Here is a 17,283-nt window from a genome sequence, read left to right as displayed (position 1 = left end):
CCGGGTCACTCTACGGGGACGGCCTGCGTCTGCGGGCGGACCGGCACGGGGCGCACCGGCCTACCGGGCGCCGTAGGGGTAGGGGTGCCGCGCGGCGACCCGGTGGATCCAGTCCAGCAGGTCGGCCACGACGAGGTCGCGATCGCGGTCGGTCTCGTTGAACAGCTCGTGGCGCGCGCCGTCGTAGACCCGGTAGACCAGGTCGGCGACACCGGCCTCTCGGTAGCGCCCGACGAGCTGGTCGCTGAACGCCAGCCCCTGGTTGAGGGGATCGCGGTCGCCGACGAGCACGTAGACAGGGACGTCCTGGGGGACGCCGAAGGGATTGGCCAGCCGCCCCATCGCGGCCGCGGTGAGCCCGTCCATGCCCTCGGCGTCCAGGGCGAAGCCGCACAGCGGGTCGGCCACGTAGGCGTCCACCTGGGCCTCGTCACGGCTGAGCCAGTCCGCCGGGGTCCGCGCCGGCTGGAAGGGGGCGTTCAGGGCGGTGAGCGGATCGGTGCCCTGCCGGGCCAGGTCCACCAGGAGCAGGTCGACGGCGGTGGTGCCGCTCAGTGCGACGCCGTCGGCCAGGGCGGGGTGGTCGAGCAGGTACTGCTGGGCGGCGAACGAGCCCAGGCTGTGGCCGAGCAGGATCAGGGGCAGCCCGGCGTGGCGCTCGCGCAGCAGGCGCGAGAGCGCGGCGACGTCGGCCACCAGCAGGTTCCAGCCGTCCTCGCCCAGGACACCCGGGCCCGCGTGCATGGTCGCGCCGTGGCCCCGGTGGTCGTTGGCGTACACGGCGTACCCGCGCGCGTTGAGGTCCGCCGCGAGCGGGGCGTAGCGCAGGGCGTGCTCGCCCATGCCGTGCGAGATCTGGACGACACCGCGCAGGGGCCCGTCCGGCACCCAGGCGTGCACGTGGACCGTCAGGCCGTCGCCGCTGGTGAAGGTGAACATGGGGGACTCCGTACGTCGTGGGATGGCCAGGGAGGGCCGGGAGGAGGGCGCCTCCGGTTCGGCCGGCACGGGGACCGGACACCCGCCGGTCACCTCCTCGCCAGTGTGGCCACGGCGCGTCCCCCTTGCCCATGTACGGATTCCCAACGATCCCCCGGATCCGTTGGAAAGCACTCCAGTGCCCCGGCGGCCGCACCGCGCTGCTCCAGACCCTCCGGCTCTCCCCCGCCCAGGTTCGGCGGGGCCGCCTGCTGCGGACGCTGGAGGAGTACGAGTGGTCCGCGGGGTCGGCGGCGCGCGGCCTGCACACGTCCGAACCCGACCTGCTCGACCGCCTGCGGCGGGCGGGCCTGGGGGCGCTGCTCGCCCCCGGCCTGCTCGGCCGCCACCGCCGCGCCCGGCTCTGAGCGGGGGGCTCCGGCACGGCGCGGAGCGCACGAGCGCCGCGCCCCGGATCGGGACGCGGCGCCGTGTCACTGTTCGTTCTCCGGGATCGCTCCCGGTGGAACTGTGCGGTTCGATGCCAGGTCGCCTCCCTTCCACCGGGACGGCCGCCGTTCGACCGGCGGGTCCGCCCGTGGTTGCTCGCACATCCATCCGAGCACGCGCCGCGGGGAGCGTCCACACCACGGCCACAACTGGCCAGAAACGCAGGTCAGAGCAACGTTTTCACCGGTCTGGTGCTCGACGTGCGCGCCCGGTCCGGCGTCGGCGGGCGGTCGGCGGGCAGGACCGGGGCCGTCCTGTTCCGGTGTCGTCCCCCCGACGCCGTCCTTTACCTGATGATCCACACGTTTTGCCTGGTAGCGGACATCATGGAGGAGAGGTGGTCGGCATGGTCAGTACGGTGTGGCGCGGCACCCTCACGGTGGGGCTGCTGTCGCTGGGGGTCAGTCTGTACAGCGCGCGGGAGCGGCACGGTCCGACGATGCACCAGTTCGTCCGGGGCACGGACCACCGGGTCCGCTACCGGAAGGTGGACGAGGAGACCGGCAAGGACGTCGGCTCTGGCGACATCGTCAAGGGCGCCAAGGTCGACAGCGACGAGTACGTGATCCTGGAGCCCGAGGACCTCGCCGAACTCACACCCGGCAAGTCCAAGACGATGGAGATCACCGGATTCGTCCCGGCGGACTCCGTCGAACCGGTGTGGTACTCCAACGCCTACTTCCTGTCCCCGCAGGACCAGTCCGCGGCCAAGCCCTACCGGCTGCTGTGCGCGGTCCTGGAGCGCACCGGCCGGGCCGCTCTGGCGACGATGGTGATGCGCGACCGCGAACACCTGGTGCTGATCGGCCCCCAACAGGGGGTGCTGACCGCCAACACCCTGTTCTGGCCGGACGAGATCCGCACCCCCTCGGACGTGATGCCGCCGGTCGCCGACGCCACGATCTCCGAGCGCGACCTCGGCCTGGCCGAGCAGCTGGTGGAGGCGATGGCCGAGGACTGGGACCCCGACCAGCACGAGGACGTCTACCAGAAGCGGCTCCAGGAGCTGATCGAGGCCAAGAGCGCCGGTCGCAAGGTGCGCTACGCCGAGGAGCGCCCCGCCCAGGAGGGCACGGTCGTCGAACTCACCGACGCCCTGCGCAAGACGCTCAAGGAACGCAAGGGCGGACGCGCGCGGGCGCCCGAACCGCGCCGGTCGGAGGAGTCGGCCGGAAGCTCCGCGGGCAAGGGCGGCGGGGCCGGGAAGTCGCGCCGGTCGAAGAAGAAGGCCGAGCCGCCCGCGCCCGACCTGGAGGGCATGACCAAGAAGGAGCTGCTGCGCCGGGCCCAGGAACTGGACGTGCCGGGGCGGTCGAAGATGTCCCGGGAGGACCTGGAGTCGGCCGTGCGGGAGCGGATCTCAGCCTGAGGGGGCCCGGCGCTCGACGTCGAGCCCCTCGGGGACCTCCGCGGGCCCCAGGTCCGGCCGGGGCCGCACGAACCGCACCACGTGCCGCCACTTGCCCGACGCGGTCCCGGTGTCGGGCACGATCTCGACCACGGTCTCGGGGAGCACGCCCACGTGCGGCGCGGCCTCGCCGCCGCGCCACCGGGACGGGGCGGACGCCAGCCGCTCGCCCGAGGGTGTCAGCAGCGGAGCCGTCTCGGCCCGCTGCCGGGGGGTGAGGTCGCGCGTGCGGCCGACCACCCGCAGTTCCCCGGTCCCAGGGTCGCGGCGGCCGAGGACGAGCGCCTCGGGGCGCTCCACCGAGCCCACGACCCCCACGACGACGGCCTCCGTGGTCACCGTGTGCTTGTACTTGCGCCAGCCCCGGCGGCCGGACTCGTAGACCCCGTCGGCGGACTTGGCGACGATCCCCTCGATCCCCACCCCGCTCAGCCCCTCGTACCACTCCCGCGCGGTCGCGGGGTCGTCGGTCTGCCAGGTCAGGTCCAGGTGCGGGTCGAGCCCCTCGGCGAAGAGCCGTTCCAGGCGCCCCCGCCGGTAGGACAGCGGCCGGCCCCGGATGTCCCGGCCGTCCACGCGCAGCAGGTCGAAGGCGACGAAGTGGGCGGGCTCGGCGAGGGCCAGTTCCCGGGCCCGGCGCGCGCCGACCGAGTTGCGCCGCAGCAGGGCGTCGAAGCTGAGTCCGCCGTCCAGCCAGCACACGATCTCGCCGTCCATCAGCAGGCCGCCGGGCAGGGTCTCCAGCGCGGCCACCAGCTCGGGCCAGCGCCGGTCGGTCACCTCGTCCGACCGCGAGACGATCCGGGTCGGCGCGGTGCCGGCCCGGGTCCGGAAACCGTCCCACTTGGGCTCGTACACCAGACCCGGACCCGTCGGCAGCTCGGCCGTGGCCCGGGCGAGCATCGGCTGCGGATCCACACCTGGGTCATGCCCGCGCCGCCCGGGCACAACCACGCGCGCCCCGGGTGAGGCGGCCGTTCCCGGTCGGCGACGCGGTCGGGACAGGCGCCCCGGCCTTGCCTGCCGATGTCCCATGGTCATACGTTTTGCGGTGATCGAGTGGTGCGGAACGAGAGTGGGACGGTCATGCGGATCCTTGTCGTGGGTGCGGGCGCGGTCGGCGGGTACTTCGGCGCCCGCCTGGTGCGGGCGGGACGCGACGTGGACTTCCTCGTCCGTCCCCCGCGCGCCCGACTGCTGGCCGACACGGGGCTGCGGCTGACGACGCAGGACGGTGGGACCGAGACCGTGCCGGTGTCCACCGTCACCGCCGACCGGCTCACCCCCGACTACGACCTGGTCGTCCTGGCCGTGAAGTCCTACGGCCTGGACGAGGCGATCCAGGACCTGGCCCCCGCGGTGGGGCCGCGCACGGTGGTGGTGCCCTTCCTCAACGGCATGCGCCACCTGGACGCCCTCGTCGAGCGGTTCGGCGCCGACCGGGTCTACGGCGGGGTGAGCCTCGTGCAGACCCGCCTGGACGAGGACGGCGGCATCGTCCAGGTCGGCCCGCTGGCCGAGCTGGCCTACGGGCCCCTGTCCGAGCGGCCCGTCGTCGGGCCGGACGAGGTGCACGCCGCGCTGGACTGCGGCGGCTACACCGCGCGCGCGAGCGAGCACATCCGCCGGCGCATGTGGGACAAGTGGGTCTTCCTGGCCAGCCTGGGCGCCTGCAACTGCCTGATGCGCGCCCCGGTCGGCCGGATCAACTCCGTCCCCGGCGGGCCGGAGTTCACCGCGGGCGTGGTCGCCGAGGCCGTGGCCGTGGCCACCGCCTCGGGGTTCGCACCCGGTGAGGCGATGCTGGAGCGCACGCGGACCATCGCCTCCGACACCGCGGCCACGACGACCACCTCGATGTACTGGGACCTGACCCGGGGCAACGCCGTCGAGGCCGACCACATCATCGGCGACCTGGTGGCGCGCGGTCGTGAGCTGGGCGTGCCCACACCGCTGTTCTCCCTCGCCTACACCCACTTGTGCGTCTACTCCGCCGGGCGCTAGCGCCCGCGGCACGCGGCACCGGGCCCGGGCACCGGACCGAGTGGACCCGGTGCCGGACCGCGCGCCTCCGAGGGCGGGCGCGGCGGGGGTCCGCCGCGCCCGCCGTGCCGCGGCGCCGTCCGGCGGCGGCACCGGACGGCCCGCTGGGTCCTGCTTTTTGCGGCGATCCGGGCGCGCTCACCCGAAAGCCTTCAACTCCCTAGTCGAAGATCCCCTGGCCGGGGGCGAGGATGCCCGCGGGGTCGTACTCGGCCCTGGCCGCGGCGAAGTCGTCCCACACCGGCCCGAAGTGCGCCCGCCAGTCGGCCCGGTCCATCGGGATGCTGCCGACCGGGTACTGGAACCCGCCGACGTCGCGGACCCGCTCGTACAGGACGCGGTTGGCGTCGACCATGGCCGCGTTGTCGGGCACCCCGGGAGCGGGGGTGGCCGTCTTGAGCAGCGCGAAGAGGAAGACCACCGGCTCGTCGGGCACCCGCGGCAGCGTCGTGCCCAGCAGCTCCCGGCGCAGCGGGTACATCAGGACGACGCCCGTGGGGCCGATGTCCTCCTGCGTCAGGTCCGCCAGGGCCGACGCGGCCAGCGCGTCGAACTCGTCACCGGGCACGAACACGTTCCACCAGGGGTGCGGGTCGTACCAGGCGCCGATCGACTTCAGGAACTCCACCGCCGGGGCGAGCCGGTCGGCGAAGTCGAGGTAGGGCAGGTCCACGATCTCGGCGTCGGCGCGGTCGTCGGACAGTCCCGCGAGCAGGGCGTCGTCGTCCGGCGGCGCCGATCCCTCATGGAAGGCGACCCCCTCCAGCATGAAGCGCCAGCCGGATCCGCCCTCCGGCAGCGACTGGGCCTGGCCCTCCAGGTAGTCGAACCGGCCGTCGGCCAGCACCAGCCGCTGGTCGGCGGTGAGCGCCTCGACGGTGTCGTAGTACAGGTGGTACTGGCGCACGGTCTCCGGGGCGGGGGCCAGGCGCACGGTGGCGCCGACGATGACCGCGCACTGCCCCAGGCCGCCCAGGACCATGTGGAACAGGTCGGCGCGGGTCTCCGGCGAGCAGCGCCGCCGCCGCCCCTCCCCCGTGACCACGTCCAGTTCCACGACGGTGTCCACCTGCAGCCCGTGGTGCTGGGTCGTGCCGCCGACCCCGCCCACCGCCAGGGTTCCGCCCACCGACAGCTCCAGGTAGTCGGTGAGCACGGGCGGGGTGAGCCCGTAGGGCAGGGCGGCGGAGAGCACCTGGCTCCACCGCACCCCGGCGCCGACCTCGGCCCGGTCGTCGCTCACCACCAGGTGGTCGAGCGTGGCCGTCTCGATGACCAGGCCCTCCTCGACCTGGGCCTGGCCGCGGGTGGAGTGCGCCTGGCCGCGCGCGGCGACCGGGATGCGGCGGGCCCGGCAGTACCGGACCATCCGCTCGACGTCGCGCACCGAGCCGGGCCGCAGCACGGCGCGGGGGTAGCGCGAGACGGCGTGCCCGAAGTCGTCCGCGGCGGCGGCCAGGGACTCCTCGTCGAACACCAGCTCCCCGTCGAGGCCGGGCGCGCGGTCCTCCTCCGCCAGGGAGCCGTCGTCGGCCCAGGCGCGGGTGAGGGGGTCGAATCCGGTGGCGGCCACTCCCGCTCCCAAACCCGCCAGAAGGGTCCTGCGGCTCACGTTGTATTCCATTGCGTCCTGTCCGTGCCGTCGGGGTTTGCGGTCAGCGGAGAAATCCTAAACGTCACCTGTGGGCCGACGGGCGGATCATCGCCGATGTGCGAAGATGGAGTTCGGGAACAAGTGGTGACTTAACGCGATCAGGCCTGTAAGTTCGGCTTCTGTGCCGGGAATCGGTTCGGTCAGCGGTGCGTTCCACCGCACCGCGTGAGGGGAAAGGCGATCACCATGGCGCCGGATGTCATGTCGTCCGACGATGGCTGGGACGCGCGAGAACGCGGGCAGGCCACCGCCTACGATCACATCGGCGAGCATTACGACGAAGCCTTTCCCCACAAGGACGTACAGGTCAAGAGCACTCTGGGACTCATCGACCGCTTGCCGGCCGGCGCCCGGGTGCTCGACGTGGGCTGCGGCACGGGGCTGCCCACCGCGCGGCGGCTGACCGACGCCGGGCTGTCGGTGACGGGCGTGGACATCTCCCCCGTCATGCTCGACATCGCCCGCCGCAACGTGCCCGAGGCCGCGTTCCTCCACCGGGACATCGTCGACCTCGACCCCGCGGAGGGCACCTACGACGCCGTGGTGGCCTACTTCGCGCTGCTGCACCTGCCGCGCGCGATCGTCCCGCGCGCGCTGGCGGTCCTGCGCTCGGTGATCGTGCCCGGCGGCTGGTTCACGCTCTCCATGGTGGAGGCCGACGTCGACGACCTCCCCATTCCCTTCCTCGGCCACCACGTGCGGGTGACCGGTTACTTCCGTGAGGATCTGCGCGCACTCCTCACCGAGGCGGGATTCGTCATCGAGGAGGAGGAGACGGCGTCCTACGCCCCCTCCAGCGCCCAGGCCGACCCCGAGATCCAACTGTTCTTCACCTGTCGCAGGACCGCCTGACACCCGGTCCCACGGACCTGATGACCACTCTGGGCATCGGTGTGCCCGAAACCCAGCCAAAAATCGCCCACAGCGGGTGGAAAAGGATTGTCAAGCCGCCGGAATTCCCGTCGAGCGCAGAAAGCCGGAGCGATGGATCCCAAGACCTCGGACCTCTTCGACGCGGCACGCGAGTCCGTCCGGGAACGCACCGCCGTGTTGGAGCGCGTGCGGTTCCTCAACGAGGCCGCCACCCGCATCGGGGCCAGCATGGACATGCGCAAGATCGTCCGTGAGCTGGTCGGAGCCGTGGTTCCGCACCTGGCCGACGCCGCGACCGTGCACCTGCTCGACGCCCTGCTGCCCGGGCCGCACCTGGACGTGGAGCTGCCCGACGCCGTGGGGTCGCTGACCGCGCCGCTGCGCCGGGTCGCGGTCGTGCACAGCGGGTACCAGTCCGATCTGTGGCGCACGGTCGTGCCGGAGGACCAGGTCCACGTCATGCCGCCGTCCAACCCGGTCCACCGGGCGATGGCGGAGGCGGCCCCGGTCGTCGTGCCGCGCATCGACGACGAGATCGCCGCCATGCTCGACCGCACCCACACCACCGGCGACCTCACGCCCCTCATCCTCGGCCGGTCCCTGCTCGCCCTGCCGCTGACCGTGCGCGGCCGGGTGCTGGGCGCGGTCGTCCTGCTGCGCGACCCCGACCGTGCGCTCTTCGACGAGGTCGACACCCTGATGGCCGAGCAGCTGGCGATCCAGACGGGGCTGGCGCTGGACAACGCCCACATGTACCGGTCCGAGGCCGACGCCACCGACGCCCTGCAGCGCGCCATGCTGCCCGCCCTGCCGCCGCGGCTCTCCTGCGCCGACATCGCCCACCGCTACCGCAGCAGCAGCCACATCGCCCAGGTCGGCGGGGACTGGTTCGACGCCATCCCGCTCTCGGGCAGCCGGGTGGTGTTCGTCGTCGGCGACGTCATGGGCCACGGGCTGCACTCGGCTGCGGCCATGGGCCAGTTCCGCACGGCCGTGCAGACCCTGGCCGCCCTGGACCTGCCGCCCGAACAGGTCCTGCGCCACCTGGACGACCTTGCCCTGCGCCTGGGCGAGGACTACCTGGCCACGTGCCTGTACTGCGTGTACGACCCGGTGGCCCGGCTGTGCACGATGGCCAACGCCGGGCACATCCCGCCCGTGCTGGTACGGCAGGGGCGCGGCGCCGAGCCGGTCCGGCTGCCCACGGGGGCGCCGATCGGTCTGGGCGGGGTCGCCTTCGAGTCGGCCGACGTGCGCGTGCACGACGGCGACGTGCTGCTGCTGTGCACCGACGGTCTGGTGGAGGCGCGCGGGCGCGACATCGAGAAGGGCATGGCGGCGCTGTGCGCGGCCGCCGAGCGCCCGCTGCCGCTGGAGGAGCTGGGCGACACGATCCTGGCGGACCTGCACACGGACGACCAGGAGGACGACGTGGCGCTGCTGCTGGCCCGGCTGCGCGGCGTGCCCTCACGCCATGTCGCCCACTGGCTGATGGAACCGCGGCCCACCACGCCCTCGCGCGTGCGCAGGCTCATCCGCGCCACGCTCGCGTCATGGGAGCTGGAGGAGCTCACCGACGTCGCCGAGCTGCTGGCCACCGAGCTGGTCACCAACGCGGTCCGCTACGCCAGCGGCCCGATCGGGGTGCGGTTGCTGCGGACCGACGCGCTGCTGTTCGAGGTCTCCGACGAGGACCAGCACCGCCCGGTGCTGCGCCGGGCCGCCGACACCGACGAGGGCGGCCGCGGTCTGCAACTCGTCAGCCGGCTGGCCAAGAGATGGGGCGCCTCGGGCAAGACGCCGGGCAAGGTGGTGTGGTTCGAGCTCGACCTGGACGGCGGGTGAGGGCCGCGCCCGCCGTCCGTGATCCGCGGCCCTACCCGACCGGGACTGAGGTCGCCCGGGACTGAGGTCGGCTGGAGCCGGTCCGCCCTCGTCGCGGACCGGCGCGTCGGTAGGCGCCGGGCTCGTCGTCGGTCCGGGAGGCGGGGTGCCGGACGGTGGGCCCGGCACCCCCCCGTGGCGTCAGTGGCCGTCGTGGTCCTCGGAGTCGCCGTCGTCGGCGTCCTCGTCGGTGTCCTCGGAGTCGCCGTCGTCGGTGTCCTGGTCGGCGTCGTCCTCGTCGTCCGCGCCGCCGCTCTCGCCCAGCATCGTGCTCATCCGCTCGATCTCGGCGTGCTGGACCTGGAAGATGTCCTCGGCCAGGTCCTGGGCCTGGGGATCGACGCCCTCCGCGATCTCGGTCTCGGCCATGGTGACGGCGCCCTCGTGGTGGAGGATCATCATCTCCAGGAAGAGGGTGTCGAACTCCTCGCCCTCGGCCGCCTCCAACTCGGCCATCTCCTCGTCCGACATCATGCCGGGCATGTCGCTGTGGCCGGCGCCCTCCATGTCCGGCGCCGGGGACTCGCCCCAGGACTCCAGGAGGCCGGTCATCCGCTCGATCTCGGGTCCCTGGGCCTCGGCGATCTCCTCGGCGAGGTCGCGGACCCCGTCCCCGGCCCGCGACTCGGCCAGGTCGGCCATCTCCACGGCCTGTTCGTGGTGGGGGATCATCTCCTGGGCGAACGCGACGTCGGCGTCGTTGAACCCGTCCGCGGTCCCCTCGGACGCGGAGGCGGCGGGTTCGGTCGCGTCCGCGGCGGTGCCGCAGGCTGTGAGGGCGAAGGCGGTGGCCGCCGCGGCGGCCGCGGGCACCAGGGCGCGCTGAAGGAAGGTCATGGCGTACGTCTTTCGTGTGTGGTCACTGCGCCGCGGGCGGGCGCGGCGGGGGTGTCGGGCGTCGGGCACGGGCGCCGTCTCCGGCGCCCCGGGGCCTCTAGACGCGCAACACCTGCAGCCGGGCCAGCGAGGGCGCGGGCGGGAGGAAGGCCCGGCTCCGCGGCGGCCCGCGCAGCGCGCGCGTCGCGCGCGGCGGGGTACCGGGCCAGGGGGAGAACGCCGCCGGAGCGACACCGAGCAGTGCCACGGCCAGGGCCGCGATCGCCAGGCACACCGACGCGGGGTCGGTGTCGGGCAGGTCGGGAACGGCGTGGTCGGCCGGCGGGAGTTCGGTCACCGCGTGGCCGCCGCCGTGGCCGCCCTCCTGGACATGGCCCAGCGTGTGCATGGCGCCCACGCCCAGCAGCAGCGCCGCGCACAGCAGCAGACGCGCCCAGGCCGGGGCCGGGCGCGTGCGCTGGGGGCGCGGTGCTGTCGAAGTCACGGCGACAGCCTAGTACGACTCGGACACGGACCGTGGCCGCCCCTGCGTTCGCGGCCGCGGTCCGTCTCAGGGCGCGCACTCCGGGCACACGCCGGACAGCTCGAAGGAGTAGTCGAGCGAACCGAACCCGCTGGTGCCGCCGATCCGCTCCACCAGCGGTGGGAGTTCGGCCATCTCGGGGACCTCCTCCACCTCGCCGCAGATCCGGCACAGCAGGTGGTGGTGCTGCGAGGTGCTGCCGCACAGGCGGTACAGGCGCTCGCCGTCGGCGGAGTGGACGGTGTCCAGGACGCCCTCGGCGGCCAGGCGGCGCAGGGTGCGGTAGATGGTGGACAGGCTCGGCGGCCGTTCCTGGGTACGGGGCGTGGCGATGACGGCGTGGACCTCCTGCGCGCCGCGGAACCTGGGGTCGCGCCCCAGCACACGCAGGACCGCGTGGTCGTAGCGCCCCATCAGGCCCGGGCGCCCGCGCCGTGCCGCAGAAGGAAGAGGCCGGCCTCGTCGGGGCCGGTCGGGGTGGCATCGAGCCCGTGGCGGGCGGCCTCGGCGCGCAGGGCCTCCCCGGTCATGACCCACCAGTCGTAGTGCACGTCGGTGGACCAGACCCGCTCACCGGCCTCGAGCACCTCGTAGGTCATGCTCCAGCGCACGCTCTCCGGCCCGGTGGGCACGGCGGCGCTCCACCCCCGGTAGTCGCGGCGGCCCACGGTGAGCTCGCTCATGACCACGCGCTCGATGGTGACCGGTTCGTGGGGCGGGAGCAGGTTGACGAGCGCGGCCGAGCCCGGGGCGAGGCGCTCGGCGAGCATCGTCCAGATCCGGGCGCGCTGGTGCGGGGTGAAGTGGCCGAGGACGTTCATGGCCAGGAGTCCGCCGAGGCGCTCGGGCAGGCGCGCGGAGAGCAGGTCATCGTTGTGGACGGTCACCCGGCCGCCGCCCCAGACGGGGTCGGCCGCGCGGGAGAGCAGGACCGCGCGCAGGCCGGCCGAGGGCTCGACGGCGATGACCTCGGCCTCGGGCAGGGTGTCCAGGAGGACCCGGGTGCCGGCGCCGCCGCCCGCGCCGACGTCGACGACGGGCCCCTCGGCGCCCTTCATCGACGCCACCGCCTCGGCCACGTGCCCGCCGAAGGCCTCCCACCAGCCGGCGATCATGACGTCGATGAACTCGGCCGACTGCGCGTAGTCGTCATGGTGTGCGGGCATGGGGAGTCCCTTCCTGAGGGGTCACGAGTGAGAATGATTATCATGATCGTATCGTGCCGGTGCCGTGTCCCCAACCCCCGTCGGCGCGCCGGATGAGGCCCCTCGGGGCGTGCGGGCAGACTGTGGGCATGAGCCACAGTGAACTGACCGGGCACTGGGACGGCCCGTGGTACAGGGTGGAGGGGGACGGCTTCACGGCCCTGTTCCTGCCCGACCCCGACGAGGACCTGACGCTCGTCGACAACGTCGACGTCGTGGTCGAGCTCGCGGACGGGACGCGCTGGAGCGGAACCCTGTTCACGCTCGCCGAGGTCGAGCGGCTGATGGCCGAGGACGCCGCGACCGGGGAACACCTGGAGGGGCGCTACTTCTGGTGCGTCGACTCCCTCATCGTCCGCGACCCGGGCGTGGGCGACATGACACGGGTCCTGGCGGGGCTGATCGACTTCGGCGACCTCACCCGCGTGCTGCGCCGGGCCGACACCGAGGACCTGGACGACGCGCCCGACGCCGCCCGCTGACCCGCCCCGGCCCGGCACCCCGCCTGCGAGCGGACCTGCCGCCGGCCACGCCGACCGGGCGGCGCTCCACCCGAGCGAGCGCACGGCACGCACCGCACACTCAACTTAGGCTAGGCTTACCTCATCCACTCCCCCATCGACGCCCCCGTCGATGCCCCCGTCGAGGAACGAGGTCACGCCTTGCGCGTCCAGCAGCCCGAACACCGCGCCATGGTGCGCGCCCGCGTCGTGCGCACCGAGCGCACCAGTCCTCACTTCGTCACGGTCACGCTCGGGGGCGACGAACTCGCCGGCTTCCCCTTCCTCGGTTTCGACCAGTGCGTCCGGGTCTTCCTCCCCCGCCCCGGGCAGAGCGCCCTGCGCATGCCCACGGCCTCGCACAACGGGTGGATCGCCCAGTACTACCTGATGCCCGCCGCCGAGCGCCCGGTCGTGCGCAACTACACCGCTCGGCGCTTCGACCCCGACCGCCGGGAACTGGACATCGAGTTCGTCGCCCACGGCGACGGCGGCCCGGCCTCGGCCTGGGCGCCCAGGGCCGAGCCGGGTGACGAGGTCGGACTGTTCCCCGAGGGCTGCTACTACCTGCCGCCCGAGGGCACCGACTCCCAGCTGCTGGTGGGCGACGAGAGCGCGGTCCCGGCCCTGCTGTCGATCATCGAGCGGGCCCCCGAGGACCTGCGCGCCCACGTGTACCTGGAGGTGCCCTCCGCCGACGACGTCCGCGACGTCACGGCGCCCGAGGGCGTGCGCGTGCACTGGCTCGCCCGCCAGGACGAGGAGGCCCTGCCGGGGCGGCTCGCTCTGGAGACCGTCCGCTCGGCCGAACCGCCCCAGGGCACGCCCTACTGCTTCGTCGCCGGGGAGAAGACCCTGCCGACCGGCCTGCGGCGCAGCCTGGTCCGCGAGCGCGGCATGCCCAAGGCGCACATCACCTTCGTCGGCTACTGGCGCCACGGGGCCGCCTCGCTCAGGTAGTCGCTCGGCGCACGTGGTGCCGACCGCGCTCGACCAGTGTGAACCCGGCCTTCAGGTAGGCGGCGCAGGGGGCCGGGTACTCGTCCATGGGCCGGGAGTCGACGAAGACACCCCGGCCGCCGCGGCGCGCCACCTCCACACACGCCTGCCGGGCCAGCGCGGCGGCCAGGCCGCGGCGCCGGTGCGCGGGGACCACTCCCACGGGTTCGAGTTCGGCGTACCCGGCGCGCGGGTCCCACCACACGGTGGCGCAGGCCGCCAGTGACCCGTCGGGGGCCTCGACGACCAGGTCCAGGTCCGGGTCGAAGAGCAGCGCCCCACGCACGCGTTCCAGGTGCGCGGCGGCGAAGCCGCTGGTGGCCGCCGGGTCGACGCGGTCGCGGACGTGCGGAGCCCACGGCATGTCGGCGGGCCGCCAGGCCGCCCGGTGCACGGCGATCCGGGCCGCGTCCTCGCCCCGGCGCACGGGCCGCACCCGGTACCCCTCCGGCCACACCGGGCCGTCGCCGCGTGCGTCGCGGACCATGCCCGTCACGGGGTCGCCGGCCTCGGGCACGAACCCGGCCCGGGCCACGAGCGCGGCCAGGGCGTGGTCGCCGGACGCCACGGGGATCCGCAGGTCCCGCTCCCCTGCCGCCCGCAGGGCCCACTCCAGGAGTCGGCGGCCGGCGGCGGCGTCGGCCGAAGCGCCCCGGACGCGGATCCCGCCGCGCGCGACCCCGGCCCAGCCCACGACCCGGCGCCCGCGCAGGGCAACGACCGTGCGCCGGGGCAGCTGGTCGGTGGCGGCCTCCCAGCCCAGTCCGCCCGGGTGCGGCCCCGACGGCCACAGCTCCCGGGCCAGGCGCTGCGCGCCGATCGTGTCCTGGCGCCGCCAGGGGCGCAGTCTGAGCATCGGGACCTCTCCTCGGGAGGGCGGGGGGCGGACACGGCGTTCGGAGGCCGCGCCGTGGGCGGGACCAGCGCACCCTAGCCGAGCCCCGACCGCCGGAGCCACCCGGTTCTCCCCCGCACGAAGCGGGAGCGAAGTGGGACCGAAGCCCGCGCGAAGCCGCGCCTGCCAGCGTGTGTGGCCTGTGCCCGCCCCGGCTCCGCCCCGGCCCGGTGGCGCCCGCCGGTCGGCTCCGGAGCGCCGACACGGGCGGCCCGGAGCCGGTCGGCCGGGCCGCCCGTCGGATCCCGCCGCCTCAGCCGCGAGCGGCCGACCAGTCGTCGGTGTACACGCCCTGGGCCGGGGGCTTGGCGCGCCCCCACTCCATCCGCGACCACGGCGGAACCAGGTCGGCGAGGTCGTGGACGGCCGTGGGCGCCAGGTCCTCCACCGCCCGCGCCTCGGCGTGGCGGGCGAAGACGGGTTCGACGTAGCGGTGGCCGGTGTCGGCTGCCACGAACACCACCCGGCGCGCGGGGGCGCGCATCCGCTCCCACCGGGCGATGAGGTAGGCGGCGCCGGTGGACAGGCCCGCGAACACCGCGTGGCGGCGCAGCAGGTCGACGCTTCCCGCCAGAGCGGGCTCGAAGCCGGTCCAGTGCACGGTGTCGTAGAGGGTGTGGTCGACGTTGCCGAAGGGGATGGAGCTGCCGATGCCCGCGATGATCATGCCGCGGTCCTCGACCTCGTCACTGCCGAAGGTGACGCTGCCGAAGGGTTGGACGCCCACGAGCCGCGTGTCGGGATCGCGCTCGCGCAGGTAGGTCGCCAGAGCCCCGGTGGAGGCCCCCGAGCCCACCCCGCCCACGACGGTGAGGGGGCCGGATCCGGTCTCCGCGGCCACGCGGTCGGCGACCTCCCGGTAGCCCAGGTAGTGGACCGAGTCGTGGTACTGGCGCATCCAGTGGTAGTCGGGGTGCTCGCGCAGCACCTCCCGGACCCGCGCGACCCGTCGGCTCTGGTCCAGGCGCAGGTCGTCCGAGGGCGGCATCTGCTCCAGGGTCGCCCCCAGGACGTCGAGCTGGACGCGGGTCACGTGGTCGATGGTCGTGGAGCCGATGATGTGGCAGCGCAGCCCGTAGCGGTGGCAGGCCAGGGCGAGGCCGTAGGCGTAGATACCGCTGGAGCTGTCCATCAGGGTGTCGCCGGGGCGGACGGCGCCGGTGTCGAGCAGGTGGCGGACGGCCGCCAGCGCGGACACCGCCTTCATCGACTCGAATCGCAGGCAGACCAGGCCCTCGCCCAGGTCGATCAGGTCAGGTCGGCCGAGAGCGTCGCATACGTGGTTGTCCAAGTTCGTTCTCCGTGGGTCCTGGAGGGGGTGGAGAAGACCCGGGTGGGCACGAGCCCTTCGCTCCGCAGTCCGGAGACCGCGGCGTCGATCCGGGCGCTCAGATCGGGAACGGTGGCGTCGAACAGCACACCGGCGACGTTGCCGCTGTGCGCGACCTGGATGCCGACCGCCGCGCAGTGGCGGGCGACGCCCCTGATCTTCCCCAACTCCTCCTTCGGTAGAACCCGTTGGTTGAGGATGGCGCTCTCGGTGCTCACCCGGCCGACCTCCGCCGGGTCGCCGTCGGCCACGGCCGCGCGCAGGGCAGCGCGCAGCCGTTCGTAGACGGCGGCGTCCCGGCTCCGCACGGTGCCGGGCAGGCCCATCGTGTCGACCGGGCGCCCGTGGCCGGTCAGGCAGCCGACCACGGCCAGCTCGGGCAGGGCCGCACCCAGCTCTTCCAGGACGCGCCCCTCGCGCTGGGCGAACAGCACGGGGCGCTCGCCCAGCATGACGGGGTCGGAGGCGCCCTCGGCGGCCACGGCCGTCCGCGCCACCGAGGCCGGGGGCAGCAGGGCCCCGTAGGCGTCGGCCACCGCGCGGATGGTGGCGGTGACGTCGCTGGTGGAGGAGCCCAGGCCCAGGCCGGCGGGCAGGCCGCCGGTGAGGCGCAGGTCGCCGCCGGAGGGGTACCGGCCCGTGGCGCGGGCGCACTCGATCGCGGCCAGGGCCGCGGCGCGGACCGCCTTGTCCCGGCCCGGCGGGTCGACCGCGATGCGGTGCGGCCCCGTGCCGGGCCGGGGGGTGAACTCCGCGCGGGTGAGGGGGTCGGCCATCGGCAGCGTGACCAGGCCCCGGACGGGGCGGCCGTCGCCGTCGAGGAAGACGCCCTGGAGGAGTTCGCCGTGGTGGCAGGTGGCCTGCCCCAGGCCGGTCGTCACTGGTCGTTCTCCGTCCGGTACCGGTAGAGGGCGGTCGGGTCCGCGCTGAACTGGGAGAAGGGGAAGGGCTCGGCGGAGACCGCGGTGACCCCGTGGCCGAGGAAGGCGCGGGCGACGGCGCTGCCGCTCTGCGCGTAGACGACCAGGGGCAGGCCGCGTGCGCGGCAGCGGGAGAGGATGTGGTCGAAACTGCCGTTGCCCAGGGTCATGCCGGTGGCCACGACGGCGTCGGCGGTGTCCAGGACCTCGTCCATGTCGGTGGTGACGGTGTCGCCCCACTGGGTGGCGCGCAGGTTGAGGTCGCAGGGCAGGCACTCGCCGCCGCGTTCGCGGATGGCGGCCACGAGCGGGTTGACGACGCCGATGAGGGCGATCTTGCGGCCCTCGGGGGCGGGGAGCAGTCCGGCGATGGCGGCGTCACGGGCCAGCGCGCGCTCCAGGGGCGTGCCCAGGGGCAGGGTGACCGTCTCGGCGCGGTCGTCCAGGGCGTGCGGCGCGGCCTGGGCGAGGTAGGCGTCCAGGGCGGCCACGCGCAGCGGCGGCGGCAGGGCGTCGTCGCCGTCGCGCAGGAGGTCGGCGAGGGGGCGCCCGGAGAGGTCGGCGCACACCGCGGGGTCGATCTGCCCGGCCTCGAAGGCGCAGGCACCGAAGGCGCGGCCGACCCGGACCAGGACGTACTGGTTGAGGTAGGTGACGTCGCCCCCGGGCAGGCGGGTGCCGTGGTGGACCCAGAAGACGCTGGTGGCGGCGGGCAGGTCCGGGGTGGCGAGCACGGACGCGAACAGGGAGTCGAGGTTCCTCACCGGGCGTCCTCCCGGGTGAG

18 protein-coding genes are annotated in these 17,283 nt (G+C 74.2%); 7 read left to right on the top strand and 11 right to left on the bottom strand.

Annotated elements, in window-relative coordinates:
- Positions 1 to 60: 60 nt before the first annotated feature.
- Positions 61 to 939 carry an alpha/beta fold hydrolase gene (locus ADL05_RS12935; RefSeq protein WP_053617182.1) on the bottom strand — a complete coding sequence of 293 codons (879 nt, stop codon included), beginning with the start codon at positions 937 to 939 and terminating at the stop codon, positions 61 to 63.
- 131 nt (positions 940 to 1,070) lie between these two features.
- Here ADL05_RS12935 and ADL05_RS12930 point away from each other — a divergent pair, with 131 nt between their 5' ends.
- Both ADL05_RS12930 and ADL05_RS12925 read left to right on the top strand, forming a co-directional pair.
- Positions 1,071 to 1,346 (top strand): hypothetical protein, encoded by a 276-nt coding sequence (locus tag ADL05_RS12930; RefSeq protein WP_053617181.1) that lies wholly within the window; start codon positions 1,071 to 1,073, stop codon positions 1,344 to 1,346.
- Between the two features lie 428 nt (positions 1,347 to 1,774).
- The gene (locus ADL05_RS12925; protein WP_053617226.1) at positions 1,775 to 2,797 is read left to right on the top strand and encodes a Ku protein; all 1,023 of its coding nucleotides are present in this window, start codon (positions 1,775 to 1,777) and stop codon (positions 2,795 to 2,797) included.
- On the opposite strand, the gene ADL05_RS12920 is transcribed toward ADL05_RS12925, so the two are convergent.
- Entirely contained in the window at positions 2,789 to 3,754 is a 966-nt protein-coding gene (locus tag ADL05_RS12920) for an ATP-dependent DNA ligase (protein WP_231640726.1), read from the bottom strand. The two genes, ADL05_RS12925 and ADL05_RS12920, sit on opposite strands and share 9 nt — an antisense overlap.
- Positions 3,755 to 3,922: 168 nt before the next feature.
- Between ADL05_RS12920 and ADL05_RS12915 the strand changes: the two genes are divergently transcribed.
- A complete protein-coding gene (locus ADL05_RS12915; protein WP_197285786.1) occupies positions 3,923 to 4,840 on the top strand; it encodes a ketopantoate reductase family protein in 918 nt (305 codons plus the stop codon).
- A 199-nt stretch (positions 4,841 to 5,039) separates the two neighbouring features.
- On the opposite strand, the gene ADL05_RS12910 is transcribed toward ADL05_RS12915, so the two are convergent.
- Complete coding sequence (locus ADL05_RS12910) at positions 5,040 to 6,491, bottom strand: FAD-binding protein (RefSeq protein ID WP_231640725.1); 1,452 nt, start codon at positions 6,489 to 6,491, stop codon at positions 5,040 to 5,042.
- Between the two features lie 243 nt (positions 6,492 to 6,734).
- Here ADL05_RS12910 and ADL05_RS12905 point away from each other — a divergent pair, with 243 nt between their 5' ends.
- Entirely contained in the window at positions 6,735 to 7,385 is a 651-nt protein-coding gene (locus ADL05_RS12905) for a class I SAM-dependent methyltransferase (protein ID WP_231640724.1), read from the top strand.
- Positions 7,386 to 7,517: 132 nt separating this feature from the next.
- Complete coding sequence (locus tag ADL05_RS12900; protein ID WP_053617177.1) at positions 7,518 to 9,251, top strand: SpoIIE family protein phosphatase; 1,734 nt, start codon at positions 7,518 to 7,520, stop codon at positions 9,249 to 9,251.
- Between the two features lie 180 nt (positions 9,252 to 9,431).
- On the opposite strand, the gene ADL05_RS12895 is transcribed toward ADL05_RS12900, so the two are convergent.
- The 4 genes from ADL05_RS12895 to ADL05_RS32285 form a co-directional block, all read right to left on the bottom strand.
- A complete protein-coding gene (locus ADL05_RS12895) occupies positions 9,432 to 10,127 on the bottom strand; it encodes a DUF305 domain-containing protein (RefSeq protein ID WP_053617176.1) in 696 nt (231 codons plus the stop codon).
- A gap of 97 nt (positions 10,128 to 10,224) precedes the next feature.
- Entirely contained in the window at positions 10,225 to 10,611 is a 387-nt protein-coding gene (locus tag ADL05_RS12890; RefSeq protein ID WP_053617175.1) for a hypothetical protein, read from the bottom strand.
- A 66-nt stretch (positions 10,612 to 10,677) separates the two neighbouring features.
- A complete protein-coding gene (locus tag ADL05_RS12885) occupies positions 10,678 to 11,064 on the bottom strand; it encodes a Fur family transcriptional regulator (protein WP_053617174.1) in 387 nt (128 codons plus the stop codon).
- Complete coding sequence (locus ADL05_RS32285; RefSeq protein WP_053617173.1) at positions 11,064 to 11,816, bottom strand: class I SAM-dependent methyltransferase; 753 nt, start codon at positions 11,814 to 11,816, stop codon at positions 11,064 to 11,066. Before ADL05_RS32285 ends, ADL05_RS12885 begins: the two co-directional genes overlap by 1 nt.
- Before the next feature lie 128 nt (positions 11,817 to 11,944).
- Between ADL05_RS32285 and ADL05_RS12875 the strand changes: the two genes are divergently transcribed.
- Together ADL05_RS12875 and ADL05_RS12870 are read left to right on the top strand one after the other, a co-directional pair.
- Positions 11,945 to 12,337, top strand: coding sequence for a hypothetical protein (locus ADL05_RS12875; protein ID WP_053617172.1), 393 nt, complete (start codon positions 11,945 to 11,947; stop codon positions 12,335 to 12,337).
- Between the two features lie 180 nt (positions 12,338 to 12,517).
- Complete coding sequence (locus ADL05_RS12870) at positions 12,518 to 13,315, top strand: siderophore-interacting protein (protein WP_053617171.1); 798 nt, start codon at positions 12,518 to 12,520, stop codon at positions 13,313 to 13,315.
- On the opposite strand, the gene ADL05_RS12865 is transcribed toward ADL05_RS12870, so the two are convergent.
- The 4 genes from ADL05_RS12865 to ADL05_RS12850 form a co-directional block, all read right to left on the bottom strand.
- Entirely contained in the window at positions 13,308 to 14,210 is a 903-nt protein-coding gene (locus ADL05_RS12865) for a GNAT family N-acetyltransferase (protein ID WP_053617170.1), read from the bottom strand. The two genes, ADL05_RS12870 and ADL05_RS12865, sit on opposite strands and share 8 nt — an antisense overlap.
- 292 nt (positions 14,211 to 14,502) lie before the next feature.
- Positions 14,503 to 15,540 (bottom strand): pyridoxal-phosphate dependent enzyme, encoded by a 1,038-nt coding sequence (locus tag ADL05_RS12860; RefSeq protein ID WP_053617169.1) that lies wholly within the window; start codon positions 15,538 to 15,540, stop codon positions 14,503 to 14,505.
- Positions 15,498 to 16,460: a GHMP kinase gene (locus ADL05_RS12855; protein WP_053617168.1), complete on the bottom strand. Its 963-nt coding sequence runs from the start codon at positions 16,458 to 16,460 to the stop codon at positions 15,498 to 15,500. Before ADL05_RS12855 ends, ADL05_RS12860 begins: the two co-directional genes overlap by 43 nt.
- Entirely contained in the window at positions 16,457 to 17,263 is an 807-nt protein-coding gene (locus ADL05_RS12850) for a Rossmann-like domain-containing protein (protein ID WP_053617167.1), read from the bottom strand. Before ADL05_RS12850 ends, ADL05_RS12855 begins: the two co-directional genes overlap by 4 nt.
- Between the last annotated feature and the right edge of the window lie 20 nt (positions 17,264 to 17,283).

The organism is Nocardiopsis sp. NRRL B-16309 (assembly GCF_001279585.1).
Lineage (GTDB): Bacteria > Actinomycetota > Actinomycetes > Streptosporangiales > Streptosporangiaceae > Nocardiopsis.
This window is presented reverse-complemented; position numbering and strand designations above follow the sequence as displayed.

Bases quoted from the DNA above. Each gene is read 5' to 3' on its own strand.
- ADL05_RS12935 (WP_053617182.1), bottom strand. From the start codon at position 939: ATGTTCACCTTCACCAGCGGCGACGGCCTGACGGTCCACGTGCACGCC.
- ADL05_RS12930 (WP_053617181.1), top strand. From the start codon at position 1,071: ATGTACGGATTCCCAACGATCCCCCGGATCCGTTGGAAAGCACTCCAG.
- ADL05_RS12925 (WP_053617226.1), top strand. From the start codon at position 1,775: ATGGTCAGTACGGTGTGGCGCGGCACCCTCACGGTGGGGCTGCTGTCG.
- ADL05_RS12915 (WP_197285786.1), top strand. From the start codon at position 3,923: ATGCGGATCCTTGTCGTGGGTGCGGGCGCGGTCGGCGGGTACTTCGGC.
- ADL05_RS12905 (WP_231640724.1), top strand. From the start codon at position 6,735: ATGTCGTCCGACGATGGCTGGGACGCGCGAGAACGCGGGCAGGCCACC.
- ADL05_RS12900 (WP_053617177.1), top strand. From the start codon at position 7,518: ATGGATCCCAAGACCTCGGACCTCTTCGACGCGGCACGCGAGTCCGTC.
- ADL05_RS12895 (WP_053617176.1), bottom strand. From the start codon at position 10,127: ATGACCTTCCTTCAGCGCGCCCTGGTGCCCGCGGCCGCCGCGGCGGCC.
- ADL05_RS12885 (WP_053617174.1), bottom strand. From the start codon at position 11,064: ATGGGGCGCTACGACCACGCGGTCCTGCGTGTGCTGGGGCGCGACCCC.
- ADL05_RS32285 (WP_053617173.1), bottom strand. From the start codon at position 11,816: ATGCCCGCACACCATGACGACTACGCGCAGTCGGCCGAGTTCATCGAC.
- ADL05_RS12875 (WP_053617172.1), top strand. From the start codon at position 11,945: ATGAGCCACAGTGAACTGACCGGGCACTGGGACGGCCCGTGGTACAGG.
- ADL05_RS12865 (WP_053617170.1), bottom strand. From the start codon at position 14,210: ATGCTCAGACTGCGCCCCTGGCGGCGCCAGGACACGATCGGCGCGCAG.